This window comes from Marinobacterium marisflavi, assembly GCF_982447095.1.
Map to the genome: position 1 here is coordinate 2,203,966 of NZ_OZ457898.1, position 24,665 is coordinate 2,228,630.

Sequence of the window (24,665 nt, forward strand, 5' to 3'; positions counted from 1 at the left end):
GTCATTTCCTATTCAATCAACTCTGTTCGCGTGATAATGCGCTCAAAATAATGCGTAAAGAGTATCAGGCGTAACTGCGTCTGGCTAAGAGTACCCCGTTTTAAACATCAAATTATTGAGTACCAAGATGTCGACTGAAGATAACGCGCCCTGCCCCTGCGGCTCAGAGAAAGCACTCAAACAGTGCTGCGGGCCATTTTTAAGCCAAGAGCGCCTAGCTCCCACAGCAGAGCAGCTCATGCGCTCGCGCTTCAGCGCATTTGCTTTAGGTGCAGCAGACTACCTCATCTCAACACTTGCGCCAGAGCGGCGCTCCCCCAACGAGCGTCGTATGCTGGAGCAGGAGTTGCGCCAGACTCAATGGGTCAAACTGGAGATTGTCGAAACGCTGGCGGGTCGTGCAACGGACGCAACCGGTGTGGTCGAATTCAACGCCTATTTTATCGCGCCCTCCGGTGCTGGCTGTCTGCATGAGCGCTCTAACTTTCGCAAAGAGGGCGAAAAGTGGTTCTATGTTGATGGCCAGGTTGAGGTCAGCAAATAGCGATAATTAGGCAAAAAAAGAGGCGCCCACTTTCGCAGACGCCTCTCTTCAGATTCTTCAGCGAACGCCTTAGAACATATGCAAACCGCCGTTCACGGAGAAGTCTGCGCCGGTGATGTAACCGGACTCATCATCTGCAAGAAACGCGACCGTACGGCCGATCTCATGCGGCTGGCCAAAGCGGCCGACAGGAATAGTTGAAGTAATCGAATCCTGGATCTTCTGATCAATCTTGGCAACCATCGCAGTCATGATGTAACCGGGTGATACGGTGTTAACCGTTACGCCTTTGCGAGCCACTTCCTGCGCCAGCGCTTTGGTGAAACCGTGAATACCCGCTTTGGCAGCAGAGTAGTTTGCCTGACCAAACTGACCTTTCTGTGCGTTTACAGAAGAGATGTTGATGATACGGCCAAAGCCCTTGTCGAGCATCGGATTGATCACCAAACGGGTCATATGGAACATCGAGTCTAGGTTTGCAGAGAGCACCTCGTCCCACTGTTCCCAGCTCATTTTCTTAAACATACCATCGCGCGTGATACCGGCATTATTCACCAGCACATCAACGCTACCGCCCGTCAGCGACTCAACGGTTTCGATACATTTCGCACAAGATTCCGCATCAGTTACATCGCCGTAAGCGACCTCAATTTCGTAACCATCTTTACGCTGCTCTTCCTGCCAGGCTTTCGCTTTGTCGTGGTTACCACCTGAGTTGTATCCTGCGACAACTTTGAAACCCGCATCTGCAAGTTCACGACAAATAGAAGTACCCAGTCCACCGGTACCACCGGTTACTAGTGCGATTTTTTGGCTCATAGCTTTTTAACACCCCATGGTTTGAGTAAGACAGGTACTCCTTACCCGCCTGAAAGTTAGCGGAAGCTCCCTAATCCCTGAGTCTCTTCGCCGGTTTAAACTACCTTCGAATAACAAGAACTATGCCAACCTGACGAACCTTGTCAGGCTCCGCAAACCACTCTTAACGGGGTCTGTAGCGTGCCTTTGTCAGCATTGCTGCGCTATTGTAGTGCAAGCCTAAGAAAAATTCGCACTAGAATGCAGCATTTTTGTGACACTAACATGATACTCAGTTGAAGGAGATTCGACTTTCAGCCAGAGACTCTATTGCTGGACTTCTCGAATCAAGCGGCCCTGCACGCGCAGCATCCAGAACCAGGCGAAGAGCGCAGTCAGTGCATTTGCAACGACCAGCGCCACAAACATCCCCTTGAGCTCGAACAGATGGTTACCCAGCCAACCGAGCGGTACATAGAGGATAAACAGTCGCACCAGACTGATGCGCAAGGCACGCAGTGGCTGGTGTAGCGCATTGAACGTTGAGGAGGAGAGAAAGGTCGCCGCCTGAAAACCAAACCCCAACGGCACAACCAAAATCCACAGTGTCAGCCAACGCAGTACTTCAGGGTCATCTGTAAAGAGCTGTGCCACCCAACCTGCTGAAAGTGCCAGCAGTAGATAAACAAGCAACTGCCATATGAGCGCAAATTGGATCGCACTCTGATAGGCACCCTGCACTCGGTGTATCAATCGGGCACCAAAGTTTTGCGAGATAAACGGCGGTAACGTCATCGAAAGCGCTAAACAGACAAGTAGAGAGAGCGACTCCAAACGATTACCGACACCGAAGGCCGCTACTGCCTCAGGACCATGACGGGCAACAACCGCGGTGAGCACGCCATTGGCGACTGGGGTCATCATATTAGAGAGCGCTGCAGGCAGGCTGATGCGCAGAACAGAGCGCCAGTTATCCCAGATATCGGGCCAGCGCAGCCACTCGAGCAGCAACAATCCCTTCAGACGTTTCAGTAGATAAAGCGCCACAAACGAAGTACTTGCCCAAGCGATCAAACTGGCCAAGGCGGCACCTTCAATTCCCAACGCCGGAACTGGCCCCCAACCAAAGATAAGGATGGGATCAAGAATAAAATTCATCACCGATGAGCCGAGCATAATCACGGCTGTAATACGGGTATCACCTGAAGCTCGGAAAGTGGCGTTGCACACCATATTCAGCACCATAAAGATCGATCCGAAGAACCAGATACTCATATACCCCTCTATCAGCGGGTAGAGGGCATAAGGCGCACCCAAGAGCTGCGCCAGAGTCGGGAGTAAAAACTGTCCGAGCAAACCGACAAGGGCCGTGATCAAAATAGCCATTAGGTAATTATCAGTCGCTACCCGAGCTACACGTGCGGTTTGACCGCTGCCAATTAATCGCGCGAGGGTCGCTGAAGTACCAACGCCTAGCCCGATCGCCAAGCTCGTAACGGAAAAACTGATTGGGAACGTAAACGATAGTGCCGCCAAGGGATCGGTACCCAACTGCCCCACAAACCAAGCATCCGCAAGGTTAAATAGCATCAGACTGACCATGCCGAACATCATTGGCACGGTCATACGCACCAGGGTCGGTCGGATCGGATCTTGAATCAGGTCGGGTGCGTTGCTCATTCCGCTCTTGCTAGCTTATCGAAAGTGAATCGGCACCACCCATCCATTAGGTGACCCCAAGTAAAGATGGGTAGAATAACGACCTTAGACGATGGAGGCACCCTTTTTGAACCTACTTCTACTCGAACCCGCAGATTTTGTTGCACAAAATCGAGTTCTACTCAGCGGCCGACGCCTCAAACATATGTTGGAGGTGCAGCGCGTTGAACAGGGCGACCAACTGCGTACCGGTGTAGTTAATGGTCGACGCGGCCACGCCCTCGTTGAATCGATCAACACCTCCGAGGCGCGACTCTCTGTCGAGCTAACTCATGATGCACCAAGCCCTTTGCCTCTGACTCTGGTATTGGCCCTGCCCCGACCCAAAATGCTCAAACGCATCCTGCAAAACTGTGCAACCTTGGGTATTAAAGAGATCTTTCTGATCAACGCCTATCGTGTCGATAAGAGCTACTGGTCCACCCCGATACTGCAACCGGAGAGTGTTGACGAGCTGTTCAAGCTTGGACTGGAGCAAGCGGGCGATACCTTGATGCCAAGATTACATCTACGTAAGCGCTTCAAACCCTTTGTCGAGGATGAGCTTCCAGCCTTGGCTGAAGGTAAACGTGCACTCATTGCTCACCCCTATGATGCATCCCCCTGCCCGGAACCCAGCCTAGATCAATCCTTGGTGGCGATTGGTCCAGAGGGCGGTTTTATAGCGTACGAAGTTGAGCTAATGCAGCGCCAAGGCTTCTCTGCGTTTCACCTCGGGGAGCGAATACTGCGCGTTGAAACAGCGATCCCTGTTATAGCAAGCCGAATTTTTCCGGTCATTTAGAGATATCAAATGAGAATCATTAACATTTAGGTTGACAGTCTAAATATAAATGATAATCTTTCTCATTATCGTTTACGTTATCTTTATTGGAGAGCAAGATGTCTGTTGTTTCAACTAAGCCACTGTCTACTGTTTTTGCTATTAGTTCCCTCGCAGTCCTCACCGCAGCCCCACAGGCGAGCCTGGCGGATGAAGTTAATATCTACTCCTACCGTCAAGAGTTCTTGCTGCGCCCTCTACTGGATGCGTTCAAAGAGAAGACGGATATTGATGTAAACATTATATACGCGTCCAAAGGCCTGATAGAGCGAATCGAAAATGAGGGGCGCAACACCCCGGCTGACATTCTGTTAACCAGTGACATTGGCCCCCTACACGACGCTAAAGCGCGTAACCTACTGGCTAAAATAGACTCAGCAGAGATTAACGCCAACGTTCCTGCACAGTACCGTGATGACGATGGTACCTGGGTGGGTCTGACTGCACGCAGCCGTATCATCTACACATCTAAAGAGCGTGTCGCAGAAGGTGAGATCGGCAGCTACGAAGATCTCGCGGACCCCAAATGGGCGGGTCGCATCTGTACTCGCAGCGGTAAGCACTCCTACAACCTATCACTTATTGGCTCGATGATTGAACACAAGGGTGAGGCCGAAGCTGAGGCCTGGTTGGAAGCGGTGAAGGCTAATCTGGCACGCAAGCCTCAGGGTAACGACCGTGCACAGGTTAAGGCAGTAAAAGAGGGGCAGTGTGACGTAGCCCTGGGTAACAGCTACTACTTCGGTGCGATGCTCACAAACGAAAAAGAGCCAGAACAGAAAGAGTGGGCCAACTCGGTTAACCTGCTCTTCCCTAACCAAGCCGACCGTGGAGCGCACATGAATATTTCAGGTGCAGCTATCACTGCAAATGCACCCAACCCCGAATCAGCTCAAGCGTTGCTGGAGTTTCTGACATCCGAGGAAGCGCAGCGTATCTACGCAGAGGTTAATTACGAGTTTCCTGTGCGTCCCGGTGTTGCACGTTCAGCGCTGATCAACGAGTATATGGGCGAATTCAAAGCCGATGAGGTTAGCCTGACGCGCGTTGCTGCCAACCGCAGTGCTGCAGCGAAAACGGTCGACCGTGTCGGATTCGATAACTAACTGAAAAGGGCTTAAAGCCTAAGCAAGGCCCGGGGCATTAACACTCCGGGCCACTTTATATGCAGACCATTGAAACCAAGCTAAACACTCAGGCTCCGGCAGTGCGCACTGCAGGACTGCGCTTACCCAGTAATTGGACCGCTCTAGGTTGGCTGGTCGCGTTACTTGTAATTATGCCCATAGCGGCGGTTATCTGGCTGGCATTCAACCCCAGCGAGAATATCTGGCCTCACCTCATTAGCTCCGTGCTGCCAGTGTATGTGGAGTCGACTCTGCTGTTACTGGCTGGCGTCGGCGCGCTATCGCTCTTTATTGGCGTCTCTACCGCTTGGCTCGTGACCCTCTGCAACTTTCCGGGGCGCCGAGTGTTTGAGTGGGCGCTACTGCTCCCATTTGCCATCCCCGCTTATGTGATCGCCTACATCTACACTGATCTACTCGAGTATGCAGGACCGGTGCAGAGCGGATTGCGTGAGTTCTTTGGTTGGAGTAGCGCACGCGATTACAGCTTCCCAGAGATACGATCGCTCGGCGGTGCTGTGCTGATGCTCAGCCTGGTGCTCTACCCCTATGTTTACCTGCTGGCACGCTCCAGCTTTCTCGAGCAGTCGATCAATATCCGTGATGCCAGCCGTACGCTGGGTTGCAGCGCCTGGCAGAGTTTCTTTCGCATCTCGCTGCCCGTTGCACGTCCAGCAATTGCTGTGGGCTTGGCGCTGGTTGCGATGGAGACACTCAACGATTTCGGAACCGTAGATTTCTTCGCGGTTAAGAGTCTCTCTGCCGGTATTTACGATGCTTGGCTTAACATGTCCAACCTGGGTGCGGCAGCACAGATCGCCACATTGATGATGCTGTTCGTGGTGCTATTTATCTGGCTCGAGCGCACCAGCCGAGCGAAAGCCAAGCAGTTCAGTGGCGCTGATCGCTTCAAACGCCTTGAACGCTACAATCTGACCGGTGGTAAAGCCGTAGCAGCGACTCTACTCTGTTTAGCCCCGGTACTTTTCGGTTTTTTGGTCCCTCTGGCCGAGCTGGGCAGTATGACGCTGAACCACCTAGATCAGTTCAGTGATTCGCGCTTTCTACAGCAGGCAAGCAACTCCTTCCTGCTCTCCAGCGGAGCCGCCATCTTTACGGCTATCCTTGCACTACTGCTCGCCTACTCTCAACGCCTTAACCCAAACCTTGCCGGGCTCAGGTTTGCAGCAAAACTAGCGCACTTGGGTTACGCCCTGCCAGGTGCAGTCTTGGCCATCGGCGTAATTATCCCGTTCGCTGCCTTCGACAATACGCTCGATAGCTGGATGCGCGACACCTTTGATATCTCCACAGGGTTGCTCCTGAGTGGTACCCCATTTGCGATTCTATTCGCCTACTCCGTGCGCTTTCTCGCGGTATCCTCAGGTAGCATTGAAAGCTCTCTAGCTAAAGTGACGCCAAGTATGGATATGGCTTCGCGCTCCCTAGGGGCGAACTCCTTTGATACACTCAAGCGCGTGCATCTGCCGCTGATTCGCACCGGTCTGCTAACCGCACTACTGGTGGTGTTTGTCGACTCAATGAAGGAGTTGCCCGCGACGCTGATCCTGCGGCCGTTCAACTTCGATACCTTGGCAACAGCGGTTTATCAGTTTGCGTCTGACGAGAAGCTAGAAGCGGCAGCGCCGGGCTCGCTTCTTATCGTATTAGTGGGAATCATTCCGGTGATTCTGCTAAGCCGTACGATTACCGCAACGCGCGATGCGTCTTAACGGCTATTTAGGCAGCTCAACGGGTAGCTGGTAAGCGTTCTAAGCAGATTTTGAGAAAATCAATGGACGGTGGGCGTTCACATGCACACCGACATGCTGCCCGGTCTCAAACTGACTGATACCCTGTTCTGCTACCTGTAGAGTCCTACCAGAGCGAGTGCGTAGATGATAAAGCGTGTGTATCCCTTGAAACTCAATCTGCTCGATCAGACAGGGAGCATCGAGCTCCTCCGTTAGCGCTAAATCGAGCGGACGCAGATACATACTTACGGTCTCGCCCACTGCGGCTTGCACCGGTTCAGCAAACTCGATCACACCTAATTCAGTCTCTAGACAGGCTTCATCGCAGACTAGGCCGTCGATCAGCGCCCCCATACTCAGGAAGCGCGCAATTTGCGGCGTGGCCGGCTGGTAGAACAGTTCGGCTGGCGAGCCCCACTGATGGATAACGCCGCCAATGATGACGCCTACTTTATCACTGAGCGTAAACGCCTCCTGCTGATCATGGGTCACCAAGATAGCCGCAATGCCCTGACGCTTGAGAATCTGCTTCATCTCCAGCGATAACTGGCGACGCAGATCCGCATCTAGGTTCGAAAAGGGCTCATCGAGCAACAAGAGATCAGGCTGGGGGGCTAGGGCTCTAGCCAAGGCAACACGCTGCTGTTGACCGCCAGAGAGTTCATGCGGGTAGACCTCAGCTTTATCGCTCAGACCAACCAGAGCGAGCATCTCGTGAACGGTCGCATCCCGCTCGCTCTTGTCGACTCCGTTCAGACCGAACGCTACGTTGCCGGCGACACTCAGATGCGGAAACAGCGCGTAGTCCTGAAACACCATACCAATACCGCGGGTCTCTGGAGGAACCATAACGCCGCGGGCACTGATAGCCTGACCTTTTAGCTCGACCGTGCCACTATCGGGCTCAAGAAACCCTGCGATTGCGCGCAGTGCCGTAGTCTTACCACAGCCACTCGCACCGAGCAGACAGGCGATTTCGCCCTGCTGCAGTTCGAAACTGAGTCCTGGAAGAATTGTAGTCTTACCCAGCGTGCAGTGAACATTGTTTAGGCGCAGAAGCGGCGCGTTAGACACAAAATATCCCTAATGGTCGGAGGTGATAGACCGATTGTAAATGATATTGATTATCAATTAGAACTTTTTAACAGCTTATTTAGATAAAAGTCCCAATCAAACAGATGGCCAGGGTCCGTTTTACGACCGGGGGCGATATGCTGATGACCCGTTATCCGCTCTTTAGTGATAGCGGGATAGGTTTCCATCAATGCCTCTGACACCCGAATCAACTGTTTATACTGTGCTTGGGTGTAGGGCAGATCATCGGTTCCCTCTAGCTCTATCCCAATAGAGAAGTCATTACAGTTATCGCGCCCATCATAGCAAGATGCACCGGCATGCCAGGCGCGCTTATCAAAGGGCACAAACTGTGTAATCTCACCGGATCGGTCGATCAGCAAATGGGCCGACACCTCGAGACCGCGAATCTGCTGAAAATAGGGGTGGGCATCCCAGTCGAGTTGATTGGTGAACAGTTGCTCTATGGACGCCGAGCCAAACTGCCCCGGCGGTAGGCTAATGTTGTGAATAACCAGCAACGAGATCTCTCCCTCGGGGCGCTCGTTGAAGTTCGGCGAGGTGAGAAGGCGTACCCCCTGCAACACACCCTGATCGATAACGAGCTCAGTTTCACGCTCAAACAACACCTAGTTCCTTAACTTTTGCAGTACGAATCCCGTACAATGCGCCCAGTTTATTGACCGCCAGCGAGACTGTAAATGCAAACCTTAGATCAGCTTAAACCCGCCATCATCGCCAACGTAGAGGCTGCAATCGCCGAAGATATAGGCTCGGGTGACATCACTGCAGAGTTGATCCCCGCGGAAGAACAGGGTGAAGCACGCATTATCACGCGCGAGCAGGCGGTGATTGCTGGCACGGCTTGGGTTGATGAGGTTTTCCGTCAAGTTGATCCTGAAGTTGTTGTGAGTTGGCAAGTTAAGGATGGCGACCGGGTAGAGCCAGATCAAACGCTATTTACACTCAAAGGTCGTTCACGCAGCCTACTAAGCGGTGAACGAACTGCCCTAAACTTCCTTCAGACCCTCTCCGGTACCGCTACAGTTGCGGCGCAGTATGCGGACAGAGTTGCCGAGACAGCGGTGCGCCTTCTGGATACGCGTAAAACTATTCCTGGCCTGCGCCTGGCGCAAAAGTATGCTGTGACCTGTGGCGGTTGTTATAACCACCGTATCGGGCTGTTTGACGCCTTCCTGATCAAAGAGAACCATATCCTCGCCAGTGGCGGCATAGCAGCCGCAATCAGCACGGCCAAAACTAACCATCCGGGCAAACCTGTCGAAGTTGAGGTGGAGGGGTTCGGCGAGCTTAATGAGGCGCTGGACGCTGGCGCGGATATCATCATGCTGGATAACTTTACGCCAGAACAGATGGTCGAGGCTGTCGCAACCGTAAATGGCCGAGCAAAGCTCGAAGCATCAGGCAATATCACCGATGCTACCTTACTGGATTACGCCAGGACAGGTGTGGACTACATCTCGATTGGTGCGCTCACCAAACACTGCCGCGCAATCGACCTCTCCATGCGGTTACTTTAAGCGACCGCATTAGCAAGATAACTATCGAAAAGAGCCGCTCCCAGTGGGCTAATCGGCTCTTGAGGGCTCGGCAGTCGACCCGTCTGTGCTTCCACAATTCCAAGCAAGCGCCGCCCTAAACCCTGACCACGATAGTGGCGGCGCACAAAGATATACTCAATTTCAGCTTCAGCCGTATAGCGCACAAAACCAAGCGTGGTGTTGGCATTTTTGAAGGTGATCACACCGGGCTGATGGTCAATAAAATAGTCAGGCAACTGCATATATACACCTCTAATTATGTTCAGAGATACGCAGTGGGGGCGCGTTTTGATTAGCTAAGTAGAGGCAGAACTAACGATATGGCCAGACCAAACATAATCAAGGCGATCAATGAATCGAGTAGTTTCCATGCAATTGGCCTGCTAAACATCGGTGCCAGCCACCGAGCACCATAGCCGAGCGCAAAGAACCAAGCGAAAGATGCAACAATGGCCCCCGCTCCAAACTGGACCCGTTCTACCCAACCGTACTGTCCAGCAATACTACCGAGCAAGATGACCGTATCGAGATATACGTGGGGATTGAGGTAGGTGAAGGCCAGCGTGGTAAGCAGTGCAGTTTTTAACGGAGTAGCTACTAGAGCTCCACTCGCTGCATCCAGATACTCACCTTTGATGGCCGCTTGAGCCGCGCGAACCCCATAGACAGATAGGAAGAGCGCTCCACCTATACGAACTAACGTCAAAAGCGTTTCAGAGCTCGCAACCAAGGTTCCAGTGCCAGAGACACCAATGGTGATCAGCAGAGCATCGGAGAGCGCGCAGACCAGGCAGATCAGTAAGACATGCTCACGCTTGAGACCCTGACGTAGCACATAGGCGTTCTGACTACCGATCGCAATAATCAGTCCCGCTCCAAGAACGAACCCTTGAAAAAACGCTGCCAACGCCATACCTCATGATGAGATGGATGAGAATGTGATGCCCTCTAAATGCCCAATAATTGAAGATCAGAAGGGCCAGCAATCACGTAATAGTAAACAGCAACCAACCACAGAGGAATAGTAAAGCGGTTATTTCCAAATGAATAGTCAAGAGAATCAGATACAGCTGACCACCGGCACCGGTATGCCCAATGAACCCTTCGAGGTCCTAGCCAGCGAAAATACCACGTCATCAGAAGTCACCGCCTACATGCGCGACCACATCCAGCAGATGGCGGCTCGTCAACATTGGCGCGCACTTGAGTTGTTGGAGACTAAAATTCATACCTACGGGCTACGCAAACTCTACTCAGTAGAGGTTAATTACGAAATGGAAGAGCACGGCGAAACCGACTACTACAGCGCCCTAATCTGGTACGACATCACCCAACCCTTCACGCAGATAGAGGCAGCTGAGCAGCCTAAACACTAACCTGAAACGCATCTGTAGGAACTGACTGTAGGAGCTCACTTTAGTGAGCGACACCGATCTCTGGCTTTAGTCGCCCAATAATTGCATCGTTGAGACCGCTAGTGGGACACCAAATAGGTGGCAACCCAACCGGCAGATGTCCTAAGACCCGCTCGAGACGTCCGTGTATCGCTTCGTGATTTACATCCCTGTAAATCAAGAGTCTCAGGACACCTACCGGTTGGGTTTCGAATTTAGGCACAAGACATCTGAATACAAGGAGTATCGGGATAAGGGATCGCGCAGCGATCGGCAATTAAAACCAGGATGGTTTTATGTCGCCGAGCGCATGGATGCGCGAAAGGCGACGCCCTACTCTGCAGCCTGCAAGGCTGCCCTCTCCGAAGTGCTACCCAGCGTACGCTGAGGTAGATATTCAGTGTGACTTCACCTTGAACTTGTCGTGTAGCGTCCGTTTACGGACGCCACAAAGCAAAAACCCCCACCAGCGTAGCTGATGGGGGCTTTTGTTTTGTTAGGTGCCTGGCAATGACCTACTCTCACATGGGGAAACCCCACACTACCATCGGCGATGACGCGTTTCACTACTGAGTTCGAGATGGGATCAGGTGGTTCCACGGCTCTATTGTTGCCAGGCAAAACTGGTTGCTAGTTTTGCGTTTGCTTTCTAGCTAAATCTGGATCTTGTCTGTCTGACACTTCTTAGGTCAGATCAGTGAAAAAGTCTGTTTGTCTTTCTGTTGTATTGGTTTGCTACAAGCAACAACCGTAATCAATCTTAAACCACTCAGTTGTTCATCTTGATGCGCTTCTAATCAGCACACCTCAGACAACTTTGGCGTTATATGGTCAAGCCTCACGAGCAATTAGTACTGGTTAGCTCAACGCCTCACAACGCTTACACACCCAGCCTATCAACGTCCTAGTCTTGAACGGCTCTTTAGGGACCTTAAAGGTCCAGTGAGATCTCATCTTGAAGGGGGCTTCCCGCTTAGATGCTTTCAGCGGTTATCCCGTCCGAACGTAGCTACCCGGCAATGCCACTGGCGTGACAACCGGAACACCAGAGGTTCGTTCACTCCGGTCCTCTCGTACTAGGAGCAACTCTTCTCAAATCTCAAACGCCCACGGCAGATAGGGACCGAACTGTCTCACGACGTTCTAAACCCAGCTCGCGTACCACTTTAAATGGCGAACAGCCATACCCTTGGGACCGGCTTCAGCCCCAGGATGTGATGAGCCGACATCGAGGTGCCAAACACCGCCGTCGATGTGAACTCTTGGGCGGTATCAGCCTGTTATCCCCGGAGTACCTTTTATCCGTTGAGCGATGGCCCTTCCATACAGAACCACCGGATCACTAGAACCTACTTTCGTACCTGCTCCACGTGTCTGTGTCGCAGTCAAGCACCCTTATACTCTTGCGCTCATTGGCTGATTTCCGACCAGCCTGAGGGTACCTTCGTGCTCCTCCGTTACTCTTTGGGAGGAGACCGCCCCAGTCAAACTACCCACCACACACTGTCCTCGATCCCGTTCCGGGACCTGAGTTAGAACCTCAACGTTACCAGGCTGGTATTTCAAGATTGGCTCCATGAAGACTGGCGTCTCCACTTCAAAGCCTCCCAGCTATCCTACACAAGTAAGGTCAAAGTTCAGTGTGAAGCTATAGTAAAGGTTCACGGGGTCTTTCCGTCTAGCCGCGGGTACGCTGCATCTTCACAGCGAGTTCAATTTCACTGAGTCTCGGGTGGAGACAGTGTGGCCATCGTTACGCCATTCGTGCAGGTCGGAACTTACCCGACAAGGAATTTCGCTACCTTAGGACCGTTATAGTTACGGCCGCCGTTTACTTGGGCTTCGATCAAGAGCTTCGCCTAAGCTAACCCCATCAATTAACCTTCAAGCACCGGGCAGGCGTCACACCCTATACGTCCACTTTCGTGTTTGCAGAGTGCTGTGTTTTTAATAAACAGTCGCAGCCACCTGGTATCTTCGACCGGCCTCAGCTTAGGGAGCAAGTCCCATCACCAAAACCGGCGCACCTTCTCCCGAAGTTACGGTGCCATTTTGCCTAGTTCCTTCACCCGAGTTCTCTCAAGCGCCTTGGTATTCTCAACCTGACCACCTGTGTCGGTTTGGGGTACGATCCCACATAACCTGAAGCTTAGAAGATTTTCCTGGAAGCCGGGCATCAACTACTTCACTTCATATAGAAGCTCGTCATCAGATCTCAGCCTTAAGAGGAACCGGATTTACCTAGCTCCTCAGCCTACATCCTTAAACGCGGACAACCAACGCCGCGCTAGCCTAGCCTTCTCCGTCTCTCCATCGCAGTTATGCGAGGTGCAGGAATATTAACCTGCTTCCCATCGACTACGCTTTTCAGCCTCGCCTTAGGGGTCGACTCACCCTACCCCGATTAACGTTGGATAGGAACCCTTGGTCTTCCGGCGAGGGAGTTTTTCACTCCCTTTATCGTTACTTATGTCAACATTCGCACTTCTGATACCTCCACGGTGCCTTACAGCTTCCGCTTCAACGGCTTACAGAACGCTCCTCTACCATGCCCTAAGGCATCCGCAGCTTCGGTGTCTAGTTTGAGCCCCGTTATATCTTCCGCGCAGGCCGACTCGACTAGTGAGCTATTACGCTTTCTTTAAAGGGTGGCTGCTTCTAAGCCAACCTCCTAGCTGTCTGAGCCTTCCCACATCGTTTCCCACTTAACTAGAACTTTGGGACCTTAGCTGGCGGTCTGGGTTGTTTCCCTTTTCACGACGGACGTTAGCACCCGCCGTGTGTCTCCCATGATTGCACTCTTGGGTATTCGGAGTTTGCATCGGGTTGGTAAGTCGGGATGACCCCCTAGCCGAAACAGTGCTCTACCCCCCAAGGTGAGACATGAGGCGCTACCTAAATAGCTTTCGAGGAGAACCAGCTATCTCCGGGCTTGATTAGCCTTTCACTCCGATCCACAGGTCATCCGCTAACTTTTCAACGGTAGTCGGTTCGGTCCTCCAGTTGATGTTACTCAACCTTCAACCTGCCCATGGATAGATCGCCCGGTTTCGGGTCTACTCCCAGCAACTATGCGCCCTATTAAGACTCGGTTTCCCTACGCCTCCCCTACTGGTTAAGCTTGCTACTGAAAGTAAGTCGTTGACCCATTATACAAAAGGTACGCAGTCACCGAACTAAGTCGGCTCCCACTGCTTGTACGTACACGGTTTCAGGGTCTATTTCACTCCCCTCACAGGGGTTCTTTTCGCCTTTCCCTCACGGTACTGGTTCACTATCGGTCAGTCAGGAGTATTTAGCCTTGGAGGATGGTCCCCCCATATTCAGACAGGATAACACGTGTCCCGTCCTACTCGATTTCACTGTAAAAGACTTTTCATATACGGGGCTATCACCCACTATGGCCACACTTTCCAGAGTGTTCTATTAAGACTTAAACAGCTTAAGGGCTGGTCCCCGTTCGCTCGCCGCTACTAAGGGAATCTCGGTTGATTTCTTTTCCTCTGGGTACTTAGATGTTTCAGTTCCCCAGGTTCGCCTCTCTAAACCTATATATTCAGTAAAGAGATACCCGCAAGCGGGTGGGTTTCCCCATTCGGACATGTCCGGATCAAAGCTTGTTTACCAGCTCCCCGAACCTTTTCGCAGGTTACAACGTCCTTCATCGCCTCTGACTGCCAAGGCATCCACCGTGCACGCTTATTCACTTGACCATATAACCCGAAGGTGTCTGATCAACTTAATGGTTCGTAACGATTGATTACGCCGGTTGGCGCTTGTATCAAAACAATACAAGACAATCTTGTGCTAACACCCTACCCGGCTAGAGTAGGCCAATTAGCACGACTTTTTCAGATCCAAATTTTTAAAGAGCGAGAGCATTCGTAAGAAAGCTCTATAAGTTAGTCATCAAATGTTGCTGATGAGTAATTTATAGAGCTCTGATCACAGAGTGTTTACAGTCACCATTTTGCGCAGATCAAGGCGAAGGGTGAGGAAGCATAGTGAACTATGCGACGAATCCTTCAACGCAGAGATGCGTGAAATGGTGGAGCTATGCGGGATCGAACCGCAGACCTCCTGCGTGCAAAGCAGGCGCTCTCCCAGCTGAGCTATAGCCCCATTGTATGTGCCGTCCGCATTTTTCGATTATCGAGGCGGTTTGTGAGGAAGCATAGCCTGCTATGCGACGATCAAACCAACGAAGAGAATCGGAAAATTGGTAGGCCTAAGTGGACTTGAACCACCGACCTCACCCTTATCAGGGGTGCGCTCTAACCAGCTGAGCTATAGGCCTATTATCTCGGCATACACTCGAGCTAATCTTGCTAAAGCTTGCTCGGCTCGAGTTGCTGCGAACAACATTTTGCTCTCTTTACATTCGATCAAGTAATGCGTGTGAACGCTTGCCAGGACTCGGCTATCGTTTAAGGAGGTGATCCAGCCGCTGGTTCCCCAACGGCTACCTTGTTACGACTTCACCCCAGTCATGAACCCCACCGTGGTAACCGCCCTCCCGAAGGTTAAGCTAGCTACTTCTGGTGAAGTCCACTCCCATGGTGTGACGGGCGGTGTGTACAAGGCCCGGGAACGTATTCACCGCGACATGCTGATTCGCGATTACTAGCGATTCCGACTTCATGCAGTCGAGTTGCAGACTGCAATCCGGACTACGACCGGTTTTCTGGGATTAGCTTACTCTCGCAAGTTCGCAGCCCTCTGTACCGGCCATTGTAGCACGTGTGTAGCCCTACTCGTAAGGGCCATGATGACTTGACGTCGTCCCCACCTTCCTCCGGTTTGTCACCGGCAGTCTCCTTAGAGTTCCCACCCGAAGTGCTGGCAAATAAGGACAAGGGTTGCGCTCGTTACGGGACTTAACCCAACATTTCACAACACGAGCTGACGACAGCCATGCAGCACCTGTCTCAGAGTTCCCGAAGGCACCAATCCATCTCTGGAAAGTTCTCTGGATGTCAAGAGTAGGTAAGGTTCTTCGCGTTGCTTCGAATTAAACCACATGCTCCACCGCTTGTGCGGGCCCCCGTCAATTCATTTGAGTTTTAATCTTGCGACCGTACTCCCCAGGCGGTCAACTTATCGCGTTAGCTGCGCCACTAAGTAATCAAGTTACCCAACGGCTAGTTGACATCGTTTACGGCGTGGACTACCAGGGTATCTAATCCTGTTTGCTCCCCACGCTTTCGCACCTCAGTGTCAGTATCAATCCAGGGAGTCGCCTTCGCCACTGGTGTTCCTTCCGATCTCTACGCATTTCACCGCTACACCGGAAATTCCACTCCCCTCTATCGTACTCTAGTTCCGCAGTATCAGGTGCAGTTCCAAGGTTGAGCCCTGGGCTTTCACATCTGACTGACGAAACCACCTACGCGCGCTTTACGCCCAGTAATTCCGATTAACGCTCGGACCCTCCGTATTACCGCGGCTGCTGGCACGGAGTTAGCCGGTCCTTCTTCTGATGTTAACGTCACAGTAAGCAGGTATTAACTACTCACCTTTCCTCACATCTGAAAGTGCTTTACAACCCGAAGGCCTTCTTCACACACGCGGCATGGCTGGATCAGGGTTGCCCCCATTGTCCAATATTCCCCACTGCTGCCTCCCGTAGGAGTCTGGGCCGTGTCTCAGTCCCAGTGTGGCTGATCATCCTCTCAGACCAGCTAAAGATCGTCGCCTTGGTGAGCTCTTACCTCACCAACTAGCTAATCTTACGCAGGCTCATCTAATAGCGAAAGGTCCGAAGATCCCCTCCTTTCTCCCTTAGGACGTATGCGGTATTAGACCAAATTTCTCTGGCTTATCCCCCACTACTAGGTAGATTCCTACGCGTTACTCACCCGTCCGCCGCTCGTCAGCAGATAGCAAGCTATCCCTGTTACCGCTCGACTTGCATGTGTTAGGCCTGCCGCCAGCGTTCAATCTGAGCCATGATCAAACTCTTCAGTTAAAAGTTTTCGATTTCAAACCCGAAGGCTTTCCATCTAAATCTGCTCAAGAAAAACATTACGCTAAATGAATTCACATATAGGTTGCTTGTCTTGATTAAGCTTTGTTGCCTAATCCCAACAAGCGCCCACACGCATTACTTGATCTGTTTGTTAAAGAGCGTTGCCTCTGAGAGGCTATCGAAAGCGCGTCTGTGCGTCTCAATGTGGGGGCGCATTATAGAGATCCCAGCAGGGGCGTCAACGGCAAAAAAGGCTTTTTTTAAATTAATTTTCGCAACTGGTTAAAGGGTGATCAGTTTACTCGACAGAATCACTATTTCACGTTAGAACTGAAGAAAGTTTTAGGGAAAATTCGATGCTACAGACACCTAATTTTCGACCCAGCCTCAAGCTCAGACGAATTGCTGTTCTAACCAGCGGTGGTGAAACACCCGGGATGAACTCGGCTATTCGCGCTATTGTGCGCACTGCTGATAAAGAGGGCATCGAGGTCATCGGTATTCATCGCGGTTTCTCTGGCCTCATCCAACAGGACTTTGCGGTACTGACTAGTAGTAGTGTTAGCCGTATCAGCCAAGGCGGAGGCTCCATTCTCCATTGCGGCAGTTGCCCTGAGTTTTATCAATCCAACTTTCGGCAGCTTGCAGCTAGCGTACTTCAAGACCATGGGATTGAGGCGCTTATCGTGATCGGAGGTAAAGGCTCGATAGAGGGAGCTTCTCTACTTGCCCAGGAGTCAGGGATACCGACCATCGCCCTACCCGGCACAATCGACAATGACATTGCCGGATCGGATGACGCGATCGGTTTTGACACAGCTATCAATACGGCAGTGGATGCGATCGATAAACTGCAGGACACCGCCTACTCGCATCAACGTCTGTTTCTTGTTGAAGTCGCCGGAACCACATCCGGGTTTATTGCCGCACAAGTTGCGATCGCTATAGGTGCTGAGATGCTAGTTGTCCCTGAGCACTCAGTTGATATCTCTGAAGTTGCTAAAGAACTTAGTCAGAACCAGCAGTCCGGCATCTCAGCTAACGGCATGGTAATCTTGGCAGAAGGTTCGGCGGAGCCGAAGATGATTCGCAACTTAGCCAATGAACTGAAAGCCTGCGGAGAGGATCCAAGAATCTGCGTACTCGGGCATATACAACGTGGCGGCGCTCCAACAGCGCATGATCGCGCTTTAGCAGCCGCACTCGGCAACTGCGCAGTTCATGCTCTGTTGGCAGGGATGCATTCAAGCCTGATCGCTGTCAAAGAATCAGCCCTTGTATGCCTGCCGTTTGATCACGCAATACAGCAGATAAAACATCTACCTGAATCCGCGTTGCGTTTGGTGGCAGAGACGGGTCGCTAAGAGAGAGGCTTAGAGGAACTGCTCAGCCCCAGCGCCCTGAAACGTATGGATTGGTCTTACGCTCATGACCAAAGGTAGACTCGGGACCGTGCCCGGGTACAAAACGAATCTCGTCACCGAGTGGAAAGAGCTTATTCTTAATCGAGTCGATCAGAGTTTGATGATCGCCCTGTGGGAAATCGGTTCGACCGATAGAGCCTTGAAACAGCACATCCCCAACCTGGGCCATTGAATTTTCTTTGTCGACAAAGACTACATGACCTGGCGTGTGCCCTGGACAATGCACCACATCCAAACAGAGATTGCCGACTTGAACCTGTTCACCATCTTCCAGCCAACGATCCGGCAGGAAACCTTCGACTTGCGAGAATCCAAACATCGCACTCTGCTGCTCCAGTCCATCTAGCCAAAACTGGTCAGCTTTATGCGGTCCGATGATCGATACACCCAACTGACGCGCCAGTGTCGCCGAGGCGCCAGCATGATCGATGTGCCCATGGGTTAGCAGCACCTGTGTAACCTGCACTCCCTCTTCGGCGATCGCCCGCTCAATCAATTCAATATCACCACCTGGGTCTACCACTGCCGCCTCAAGGGTTTCAGGGCACCAGATCAGCGTGCAGTTCTGAGCGAAAGGGGTAACAGGAATTACTCGATAAGCCATAGGGTTTACTCAACAGTCCGGTTTTGCCGAGGATTAACGTTTCGCCAAGGCTCTGAGTTTGGTATCTCGGTAGTTCGCAGCGCCCTTAGGCACTTTCCCCGAGTTACCGGTCTCCAGCCAGCGTTTGATGCGCTGTGCATCGGCCAGATGGGTCTTCTTGCCATAGGAGTCTAGGAGCACAATACCCACATCACGCCCAGCAATGCGTGCGCGCAAAACCAAACAGCGCCCCGCAGTGTCAGTGTACCCGGTCTTGCTGATCTGCACACTCCAGCTCTTCTTATTCACAAGCGAGTTCGTGTTAAAGAAGGCGAGTATGTAGCGCGGTTTGCTGAAGATCACATCGCGCTTTGACGCAGAGGTCGCCTGACTTATCAACGGATAGAGATCGGCCACCTCAAGGAGGCGCATCAGGTCTGAAGCGGTCGAGACGTTCTCGGAAGAGAGCCCCGTTGGCTCAACAAACCGAGTATTTTCCATACTCAATCCTTGGGCCGTCAGATTCATATTCTCAATAAAAGCCGCCATACCGCCCGGGTAGGCATGCCCAACTGTTGCAGCAGCTCGGTTCTCTGATGCCATCAACGCAATGTGCAAAGCATCCTGACGCCGGATGGTAGAACCGATACGGATGCGCGAGTGGACGTTGTGCATGATTGGTACATCCTCCACCGTTACGCGTATCCGCTCTTTCATGGGCAGACCCGCGTCTAACACCACGAGGGCCGTCATCACCTTGGTGATTGAAGCGATCGGCTGGACCAAATCAGGATTGCGCTGGTAAAGCACTTCACCCGAATTTAAATCCTTAATCATCACAGAGACCGAAGCCAGATCGAGCTTAGCAGGATCTGGCTGAGCAGCTTGCGCAGGAGAAATAACAGCGAGCAGCGTGATAAATAGGCTCAGTAGCGGAAACATCGGCGCTTTAGAAAACATAGATAAACGGGTAAAAAGTTGTATTGCTCAAATTGTTAAAGCAGGTAAGGATACTTGGGCAGGCTTAAAATGTCTCGCTCGATGTCGAGTTATACTGACACCTGTGTCGCATCCCAATAAGGACTTACCGTGCAAGCATCGAATGTGTTGAAGTTAATCGCAGATACCCGCGAAAAACTGCGTAAATCTGAACAGAAAGTTGCGGACTTCGTGTTGGCACAGCCCAACGAAGTTATTCACATGCGTATCGTTGATCTGGCATCTGAGGCCAATGTCAGTGAGCCAACAGTTGTGCGCTTCTGCCGCGCTCTGAATTACGATGGCTTCCAAGACTTCAAGCTAACGCTTGCCCAGGCTCTAGCAAGTAACAGCGCTTTCGAGCAGTTCTCTATGAACCGCAAAGACACGGTACTCGAGTTCAAGCAGAAGATTTTCGACTCGATGATCGGCAATCTCATGAGCACCCGCGAGCAGCTAGATGATAACGCCCTTGAGGAAGCGATCTCCGCGCTGGCGAAGGCGGGTCGCGTGGAGTTCTACGGTTTTGGCGCCTCAGCACCAGTCTGTACCGATGCCCAACACAAGTTCTATCGGCTGATGATCGCGTCAGCAGCACACTCTGATCCGCATATGCAGACCATCTCAGCCGTTACCCTGCGCGAGAATGATGTAGTCGTCGCCGTCTCGCAGACCGGCCGCACCAAAGATCTTTTACATACCGTTAAACTAGCCCGTGATACGGGCGCCACTGTAATCACAATCTGTCCGGCAAATACGCCTCTCTCAGACCTAGCGACCATACCCATCCATGTCGACGTCGAAGAGGATAAAGATCTAAATACTCTGATGTCGTCACGAGTTGTTCATCTTGTCGTGATAGATGTATTGGCTGTCGGCGTGGCGATGCGCCGCGGGCCGAAGCTGGTAGACCACTTAAAGACGATCAAACGTAGCCTCAGAAACCTGCGCCAGACCGACAAGCGGTTACTAATGCGTCGTGAATTTGGGGATGACTAACGCCGAAAATCACGATTCGCCTTTTTCGCCCGTGTGCAGTACATTTAGAGGAACAGCAAAGCTCTTAACGGGCAGACAGCCTAGTCGACCAATAACTATAAACACGACATGCAGTCAGAGAGAGGAACTTTCTTATGCTGATTCGAAAGGAAGAAGATCTAGACGAGATCAAAACTGAGATTTTTGATGCGGCGATCGGTTTCGAAACCGAACGATCTTTAGAGGCTAAAAAGACGCACTCTCAGCGTCTACTGCAAGCACGGCGTGCGATTGAGCAACGGCGTGAAGAGGCAGAGCTTCAGACCTATTTCGATCAAGACAGCTGGTTTGACGAGTAACTCGTTCTAATCAGCGCCTAGTCGGTAACATCTAGAGATACCCGACCACGGGACATCTCTAGTCTCGCTCACCCAGCTCTATCATGCGGTGCACCCCAGTTCGCGCCTCGCGCGGAGTGACACCAAACTGCTTACGATAGCAGCGCGAGAAGTACGAGGTGGAACTAAACCCAGCGCCACGCGCGATCGCCTGAATAGGCAAAGCTGAGTTCTTTAGTTGTTGGCGAGCGTTTTCTAGCCTCAAACTCATGTAGTAAGCCGTTGGCGAAGTATTTAGATGCTGCCTAAACAGCCGCTCTAACTGACGCGTCGATAGTCCGATACGATCACAAATCTGATCACAGGTCAGCACATCGTCAAGATGCTCCCGCATCAACTCCAATGCCTGAGTCAGGCGCGGATGACTTCCGTGCTGTCGCAACTGCAGCTTCATACGCTGTTTGTCATGCGCAGGACGTATATTGGGGTGAATACAGTTTTCTGCCACCTGGTGCGCCAGGGACTCACCATGCTGCAACGTAATGAGCTGCAGAATCAGATCCAGACCTGACAGACCGCCAGAGCAGGTCATCAGATTGCCATCGATTTCATACAACTCTTCACTAACATTCAGGTTAGGGAATGCTTTAGTCAGACGATCCCGCTCCTCCCAGTGAACGGTACAGGTTTTACCCTCAAGAACACCGGCTTGAGCCAACAACAGACTACCCGTTGACGTCGCACCAATACTGACACCATCGCGGACCAGATTACGCAACCAGCTACAGAGACTCTCCTCGGCCACTTGGTTCGCACCAATGCCGCCAACCACGAACATACGATCCACCTTTTCGGTGTCACGCATCATGCGAGTGGGTGTGAACTGAATCCCGGTACTACAGGTGACTGTTTGATCAGATGGGCCATAGAAGTGCCACTCGTACAAATTTTGACCGCTGAGCTGGTTAGCCAAGCGCAGCGGATCAATAGTGGCTGCAAACGAGATAATCGAGAAACCCGGCATCAAAAAGAAACCGTAGTGCTCGGTCTGTACAGGTGCTGCTGTTGTGGCGCTGCTCTTTGGCATTTCGATTATGTCGCTATTGTGTAACTTTGTCGGATTATATGCCTATCCTAAAGTATAAAGAAGCACAAAAGCGTCATTTTTAATACAAAGGCGAAAATACCGAACTAAACAGGCGTACAACTGGCAACAAAAAAGGCAGCCGAAGCTGCCTTTCATCGTGTAGCCACCAAATTAGGCTTTACGCGCCGTTCTCTCTGGAATGAGGCCCTCAGGGAAGTAGCGTAGAGCCACCAAGAGCACAATACCGACAGTCATCAGACGCATATGCGCAGCAGAGTCCATCAGGTGCAGACGAAGCGGGTGATCACCATCCATAAATGAGGTGAGGGTATCGATCAGCCAGAGACCAATCGGCTCCGCTTCAATCCAGAAGAACCAGATAAAGAAGCCACCCAACATCGCTCCCCAGTTGTTACCCGACCCACCAATAATCACCATAACCCAGATAAGGAAAGTGAATCGCAGTGGCTGGTAGCTGACCGGTGTGAACTGACCATCCAGCGTCGTCAGCATCGCGCCCGCTAAGCCGATCACGGCAGAGCCGATAACGAAAATTGCCAGATGACGCTTCACAACGTTCTTACCCATCGCCGCCGCCGCAGTTTCGTTATCACGGATGGCGCGCATCATACGTCCCCAGGGTGAGCGCAAAGCAGTCTCGGAGAGGTACATAAGAATGGCGATCACAGCGATAAACAGACCGGCATAGCAAAGCTTCACGAAGATAGATGAAGCCTCAGTAACGGACATACCCCAATCAGCCGCTAGCTTCTGGAACCACTCAGCCTGCTGTAGGTCAACTTCGTAAGGCACTGGTCGCGGTAGACCGTTCACGTTTTTAACACCGCGAGTGAGCCACTCTTCGTTCTTGATGAAGTAGAGAATGATCTCTGAGATACCCAGCGTTGCGATCGCTAGATAATCCGAACGCAAACCCAGTGCAACCTTACCAATCACGAAGGCAGCACCTGCGGCGAATAGACCACCCACCGGCCAAGCCAATACGATTGGCAGCCCCAGTCCTCCGAGGTAGCCGGAAACTGATGGATCTATCGCCTCAATCGCCTCGACCGCTGGCAGGAAGAAAACCCGGCCCAACACGTATCCAACGGCGATGACCGCAAAGATCAACCAGTAGGCCAGCTTCTTGTTCTTGTTGAACTGCTTCCAAACGAAGATCGACGCAAAGATTGTAGCAACCAGAATCAGTAGACCGATCAGAATACCTGAACCACCGGCAGCCTGAGCTTCATGAATCGGGGGCATAGAGACAATTACCGCCGCCAAGCCACCAAGCGCAGCGAAGCCCATTACGCCAACATTGAACAGCCCGGCATAGCCCCACTGCATATTGACGCCAAGTGACATGATCGCACTGATCAGACAAAGATTAAGAATAGAGAGCGAGACAGACCAACCCTGCCCGACCCCGACGATTACCAGCAGTAACGCCATACCGGCATAGAGCACCGGCACACGGTTTTGAGAAAAGAAACTTTGGTTCATCACAACGTCTTCCCGCTAAATATGCCGGTCGGGCGCACAATCAGCACGATAACCAGAATGATAAAGGACACGGCGATCTTGTAGTCCGTACCCAGCAACTGCACCAGAGACTCTGGCTCGTATGCAGTAACGTAGGTCACCACTTTCTTGTAGGCGAAAGTCACGGCGATCTCAGAGAACGCGATCACATAGCCACCTGCAATCGCACCCAAGGGATTACCCACACCGCCGACAATGGCGGAGGCGAAGATTGGCAACAGCAACTGCATATACGAGAACGGCTTAAAGCTCTTATCAAGTCCGTATAAAGACCCGGCGATGGTTGCCAGTGCACCTACCAAAATCCAAGTAATCAATACAACACGGTCAGGATTGATACCCGAGAGCAGCGCAAGGTTCTCGTTATCCGAGAAGGCACGCATCGACTTACCGGTGCGGGTCTTATTGAGGAACCAGAACATCGCAGCAACGACCAAGATCGCTGTAACGATCGTCACGGCTTGCGTCATTTTCAGCGCCAAGCCCTCATCCAAGCCTGTCGCTTTTTTGAAGTCACGCGCCGAGAAGATAAAGCGCGTACCGTCAAAGAAGATCTGATCTCCGGGGCCGATAACAAAGCGCACCAGACCACCAATAAAGAACATCAAACCGATTGAAACGATCAAGAAGGTGACCGGACTCGCTTTGCGCTGACGGTGATACTTATACACCGTTTTATCTAGCAACAGCGACAGCACTACGGCACCAAGGATACCCAAAGGCAGAGCGAGCAGCGCTGTCGGGAGCGGTCCCGCCGATACACCCATCGACTGCAGGCCCCAGGTGCCGAAGATCGTGATCATCGTACCGAAGGCCATCGTTTCACCATGGGCGAAGTTGGAGAAGCGCAGTACGCCGTAGACCAGCGTAACACCCAGAGCACCGAGCGCCAGCTGGCTACCGTAGGTCAGCGCAGGTACCAGCAGAAAGTTAGCGAGCACGACGAGCGCATTGATAATATCAGTCATC

Annotated in this window: 20 protein-coding genes, 2 tRNA genes and 3 rRNA genes; 9 read left to right on the plus strand and 16 right to left on the minus strand. The window is 52.0% G+C overall.

Annotated elements, in window-relative coordinates:
- The first annotated feature begins 127 nt into the window (after nucleotides 1-127).
- Nucleotides 128-544 carry a YchJ family protein gene (locus AC1WNR_RS10845; protein ID WP_481644509.1) on the plus strand — a complete coding sequence of 139 codons (417 nt, stop codon included), beginning with the start codon at nucleotides 128-130 and terminating at the stop codon, nucleotides 542-544.
- A gap of 69 nt (nucleotides 545-613) precedes the next feature.
- Here the strand turns inward: AC1WNR_RS10845 and phbB are convergent, their stop codons facing one another.
- Together phbB and AC1WNR_RS10855 are read right to left on the minus strand one after the other, a co-directional pair.
- Entirely contained in the window at nucleotides 614-1,363 is a 750-nt protein-coding gene (gene phbB / locus AC1WNR_RS10850; protein ID WP_481644510.1) for an acetoacetyl-CoA reductase, read from the minus strand.
- 306 nt (nucleotides 1,364-1,669) lie between these two features.
- The gene (locus tag AC1WNR_RS10855; protein WP_481644511.1) at nucleotides 1,670-3,022 is read right to left on the minus strand and encodes an MATE family efflux transporter; all 1,353 of its coding nucleotides are present in this window, start codon (nucleotides 3,020-3,022) and stop codon (nucleotides 1,670-1,672) included.
- Between the two features lie 106 nt (nucleotides 3,023-3,128).
- Here AC1WNR_RS10855 and AC1WNR_RS10860 point away from each other — a divergent pair, with 106 nt between their 5' ends.
- From AC1WNR_RS10860 to AC1WNR_RS10870, 3 genes are all read left to right on the plus strand, one after another.
- Complete coding sequence (locus AC1WNR_RS10860; protein WP_481644512.1) at nucleotides 3,129-3,845, plus strand: 16S rRNA (uracil(1498)-N(3))-methyltransferase; 717 nt, start codon at nucleotides 3,129-3,131, stop codon at nucleotides 3,843-3,845.
- Nucleotides 3,846-3,943: 98 nt separating this feature from the next.
- Complete coding sequence (locus AC1WNR_RS10865) at nucleotides 3,944-4,990, plus strand: extracellular solute-binding protein (protein WP_481644513.1); 1,047 nt, start codon at nucleotides 3,944-3,946, stop codon at nucleotides 4,988-4,990.
- A 59-nt stretch (nucleotides 4,991-5,049) separates the two neighbouring features.
- Complete coding sequence (locus AC1WNR_RS10870) at nucleotides 5,050-6,744, plus strand: ABC transporter permease (protein ID WP_481644514.1); 1,695 nt, start codon at nucleotides 5,050-5,052, stop codon at nucleotides 6,742-6,744.
- Nucleotides 6,745-6,783: 39 nt separating this feature from the next.
- Here the strand turns inward: AC1WNR_RS10870 and AC1WNR_RS10875 are convergent, their stop codons facing one another.
- Together AC1WNR_RS10875 and ampD are read right to left on the minus strand one after the other, a co-directional pair.
- Entirely contained in the window at nucleotides 6,784-7,839 is a 1,056-nt protein-coding gene (locus AC1WNR_RS10875) for an ABC transporter ATP-binding protein (RefSeq protein ID WP_481644515.1), read from the minus strand.
- Between the two features lie 53 nt (nucleotides 7,840-7,892).
- Entirely contained in the window at nucleotides 7,893-8,465 is a 573-nt protein-coding gene (gene ampD / locus AC1WNR_RS10880; RefSeq protein WP_481644516.1) for a 1,6-anhydro-N-acetylmuramyl-L-alanine amidase AmpD, read from the minus strand.
- A gap of 75 nt (nucleotides 8,466-8,540) precedes the next feature.
- On the opposite strand from ampD, the gene nadC reads away from it, so the two are divergent.
- Nucleotides 8,541-9,380 carry a carboxylating nicotinate-nucleotide diphosphorylase gene (gene nadC, locus AC1WNR_RS10885; protein WP_481644517.1) on the plus strand — a complete coding sequence of 280 codons (840 nt, stop codon included), beginning with the start codon at nucleotides 8,541-8,543 and terminating at the stop codon, nucleotides 9,378-9,380.
- Here the strand turns inward: nadC and AC1WNR_RS10890 are convergent.
- Both AC1WNR_RS10890 and AC1WNR_RS10895 read right to left on the minus strand, forming a co-directional pair.
- Nucleotides 9,377-9,643: a GNAT family N-acetyltransferase gene (locus tag AC1WNR_RS10890; protein ID WP_481644518.1), complete on the minus strand. Its 267-nt coding sequence runs from the start codon at nucleotides 9,641-9,643 to the stop codon at nucleotides 9,377-9,379. The two genes, nadC and AC1WNR_RS10890, sit on opposite strands and share 4 nt — an antisense overlap.
- Before the next feature lie 50 nt (nucleotides 9,644-9,693).
- Nucleotides 9,694-10,308 carry a LysE/ArgO family amino acid transporter gene (locus tag AC1WNR_RS10895; protein ID WP_481644519.1) on the minus strand — a complete coding sequence of 205 codons (615 nt, stop codon included), beginning with the start codon at nucleotides 10,306-10,308 and terminating at the stop codon, nucleotides 9,694-9,696.
- A 136-nt stretch (nucleotides 10,309-10,444) separates the two neighbouring features.
- Here AC1WNR_RS10895 and AC1WNR_RS10900 point away from each other — a divergent pair, with 136 nt between their 5' ends.
- The gene (locus AC1WNR_RS10900) at nucleotides 10,445-10,777 is read left to right on the plus strand and encodes a hypothetical protein (protein WP_481644520.1); all 333 of its coding nucleotides are present in this window, start codon (nucleotides 10,445-10,447) and stop codon (nucleotides 10,775-10,777) included.
- Nucleotides 10,778-11,297: 520 nt separating this feature from the next.
- On the opposite strand, the gene rrf is transcribed toward AC1WNR_RS10900, so the two are convergent.
- From rrf to AC1WNR_RS10925, 5 genes are all read right to left on the minus strand, one after another.
- Nucleotides 11,298-11,413, minus strand: a 5S ribosomal RNA gene (rrf, locus tag AC1WNR_RS10905).
- Between the two features lie 209 nt (nucleotides 11,414-11,622).
- Nucleotides 11,623-14,508: ribosomal RNA gene (locus AC1WNR_RS10910) — 23S ribosomal RNA — on the minus strand.
- A gap of 333 nt (nucleotides 14,509-14,841) precedes the next feature.
- Nucleotides 14,842-14,917 (minus strand) — tRNA-Ala (locus AC1WNR_RS10915).
- 98 nt (nucleotides 14,918-15,015) lie between these two features.
- Nucleotides 15,016-15,092, minus strand: a tRNA-Ile gene (locus AC1WNR_RS10920).
- Nucleotides 15,093-15,223: 131 nt separating this feature from the next.
- Nucleotides 15,224-16,763 (minus strand): 16S ribosomal RNA (locus AC1WNR_RS10925).
- The 16S, 23S and 5S rRNA genes sit together here with 2 tRNA genes alongside, the layout of an rRNA operon.
- 356 nt (nucleotides 16,764-17,119) lie before the next feature.
- Here AC1WNR_RS10925 and AC1WNR_RS10930 point away from each other — a divergent pair.
- Nucleotides 17,120-18,127, plus strand: a complete 1,008-nt coding sequence (locus tag AC1WNR_RS10930; protein ID WP_481644521.1) for an ATP-dependent 6-phosphofructokinase — start codon at nucleotides 17,120-17,122, stop codon at nucleotides 18,125-18,127.
- A 22-nt stretch (nucleotides 18,128-18,149) separates the two neighbouring features.
- On the opposite strand, the gene AC1WNR_RS10935 is transcribed toward AC1WNR_RS10930, so the two are convergent.
- Entirely contained in the window at nucleotides 18,150-18,791 is a 642-nt protein-coding gene (locus AC1WNR_RS10935) for an MBL fold metallo-hydrolase (RefSeq protein ID WP_481644522.1), read from the minus strand.
- Nucleotides 18,792-18,824: 33 nt separating this feature from the next.
- A complete protein-coding gene (gene pbpG / locus AC1WNR_RS10940) occupies nucleotides 18,825-19,712 on the minus strand; it encodes a D-alanyl-D-alanine endopeptidase (protein WP_481644523.1) in 888 nt (295 codons plus the stop codon).
- A 147-nt stretch (nucleotides 19,713-19,859) separates the two neighbouring features.
- On the opposite strand from pbpG, the gene hexR reads away from it, so the two are divergent.
- Both hexR and AC1WNR_RS10950 read left to right on the plus strand, forming a co-directional pair.
- Complete coding sequence (hexR, locus tag AC1WNR_RS10945; protein WP_481644524.1) at nucleotides 19,860-20,747, plus strand: transcriptional regulator HexR; 888 nt, start codon at nucleotides 19,860-19,862, stop codon at nucleotides 20,745-20,747.
- Between the two features lie 134 nt (nucleotides 20,748-20,881).
- Nucleotides 20,882-21,085 carry a PA3496 family putative envelope integrity protein gene (locus AC1WNR_RS10950; RefSeq protein ID WP_481644525.1) on the plus strand — a complete coding sequence of 68 codons (204 nt, stop codon included), beginning with the start codon at nucleotides 20,882-20,884 and terminating at the stop codon, nucleotides 21,083-21,085.
- Nucleotides 21,086-21,143: 58 nt separating this feature from the next.
- Here AC1WNR_RS10950 and AC1WNR_RS10955 read toward each other — a convergent pair whose 3' ends face one another.
- The 3 genes from AC1WNR_RS10955 to AC1WNR_RS10965 all read right to left on the minus strand — a co-directional run bounded on the left by AC1WNR_RS10955 (nucleotide 21,144) and on the right by AC1WNR_RS10965 (nucleotide 24,664).
- Nucleotides 21,144-22,151: a GlxA family transcriptional regulator gene (locus AC1WNR_RS10955; RefSeq protein ID WP_481644526.1), complete on the minus strand. Its 1,008-nt coding sequence runs from the start codon at nucleotides 22,149-22,151 to the stop codon at nucleotides 21,144-21,146.
- Between the two features lie 171 nt (nucleotides 22,152-22,322).
- Nucleotides 22,323-23,657, minus strand: a complete 1,335-nt coding sequence (locus tag AC1WNR_RS10960; RefSeq protein WP_481644527.1) for a branched-chain amino acid ABC transporter permease — start codon at nucleotides 23,655-23,657, stop codon at nucleotides 22,323-22,325.
- The gene (locus tag AC1WNR_RS10965; protein WP_481644528.1) at nucleotides 23,657-24,664 is read right to left on the minus strand and encodes a branched-chain amino acid ABC transporter permease; all 1,008 of its coding nucleotides are present in this window, start codon (nucleotides 24,662-24,664) and stop codon (nucleotides 23,657-23,659) included. The genes AC1WNR_RS10960 and AC1WNR_RS10965 overlap by 1 nt, the downstream gene beginning before the upstream one ends.
- Between the last annotated feature and the right edge of the window lies 1 nt (nucleotide 24,665).

Bases quoted from the DNA above. Each gene is read 5' to 3' on its own strand.
- AC1WNR_RS10845 (WP_481644509.1), top strand. From the start codon at position 128: ATGTCGACTGAAGATAACGCGCCCTGCCCCTGCGGCTCAGAGAAAGCA.
- phbB (WP_481644510.1), bottom strand. From the start codon at position 1,363: ATGAGCCAAAAAATCGCACTAGTAACCGGTGGTACCGGTGGACTGGGT.
- AC1WNR_RS10855 (WP_481644511.1), bottom strand. From the start codon at position 3,022: ATGAGCAACGCACCCGACCTGATTCAAGATCCGATCCGACCGACCCTG.
- AC1WNR_RS10865 (WP_481644513.1), top strand. From the start codon at position 3,944: ATGTCTGTTGTTTCAACTAAGCCACTGTCTACTGTTTTTGCTATTAGT.
- AC1WNR_RS10870 (WP_481644514.1), top strand. From the start codon at position 5,050: ATGCAGACCATTGAAACCAAGCTAAACACTCAGGCTCCGGCAGTGCGC.
- nadC (WP_481644517.1), top strand. From the start codon at position 8,541: ATGCAAACCTTAGATCAGCTTAAACCCGCCATCATCGCCAACGTAGAG.
- AC1WNR_RS10890 (WP_481644518.1), bottom strand. From the start codon at position 9,643: ATGCAGTTGCCTGACTATTTTATTGACCATCAGCCCGGTGTGATCACC.
- AC1WNR_RS10900 (WP_481644520.1), top strand. From the start codon at position 10,445: ATGAATAGTCAAGAGAATCAGATACAGCTGACCACCGGCACCGGTATG.
- AC1WNR_RS10930 (WP_481644521.1), top strand. From the start codon at position 17,120: ATGCTACAGACACCTAATTTTCGACCCAGCCTCAAGCTCAGACGAATT.
- AC1WNR_RS10935 (WP_481644522.1), bottom strand. From the start codon at position 18,791: ATGGCTTATCGAGTAATTCCTGTTACCCCTTTCGCTCAGAACTGCACG.
- pbpG (WP_481644523.1), bottom strand. From the start codon at position 19,712: ATGTTTCCGCTACTGAGCCTATTTATCACGCTGCTCGCTGTTATTTCT.
- AC1WNR_RS10950 (WP_481644525.1), top strand. From the start codon at position 20,882: ATGCTGATTCGAAAGGAAGAAGATCTAGACGAGATCAAAACTGAGATT.
- AC1WNR_RS10955 (WP_481644526.1), bottom strand. From the start codon at position 22,151: ATGCCAAAGAGCAGCGCCACAACAGCAGCACCTGTACAGACCGAGCAC.
- AC1WNR_RS10960 (WP_481644527.1), bottom strand. From the start codon at position 23,657: ATGAACCAAAGTTTCTTTTCTCAAAACCGTGTGCCGGTGCTCTATGCC.
- AC1WNR_RS10965 (WP_481644528.1), bottom strand. From the start codon at position 24,664: ATGACTGATATTATCAATGCGCTCGTCGTGCTCGCTAACTTTCTGCTG.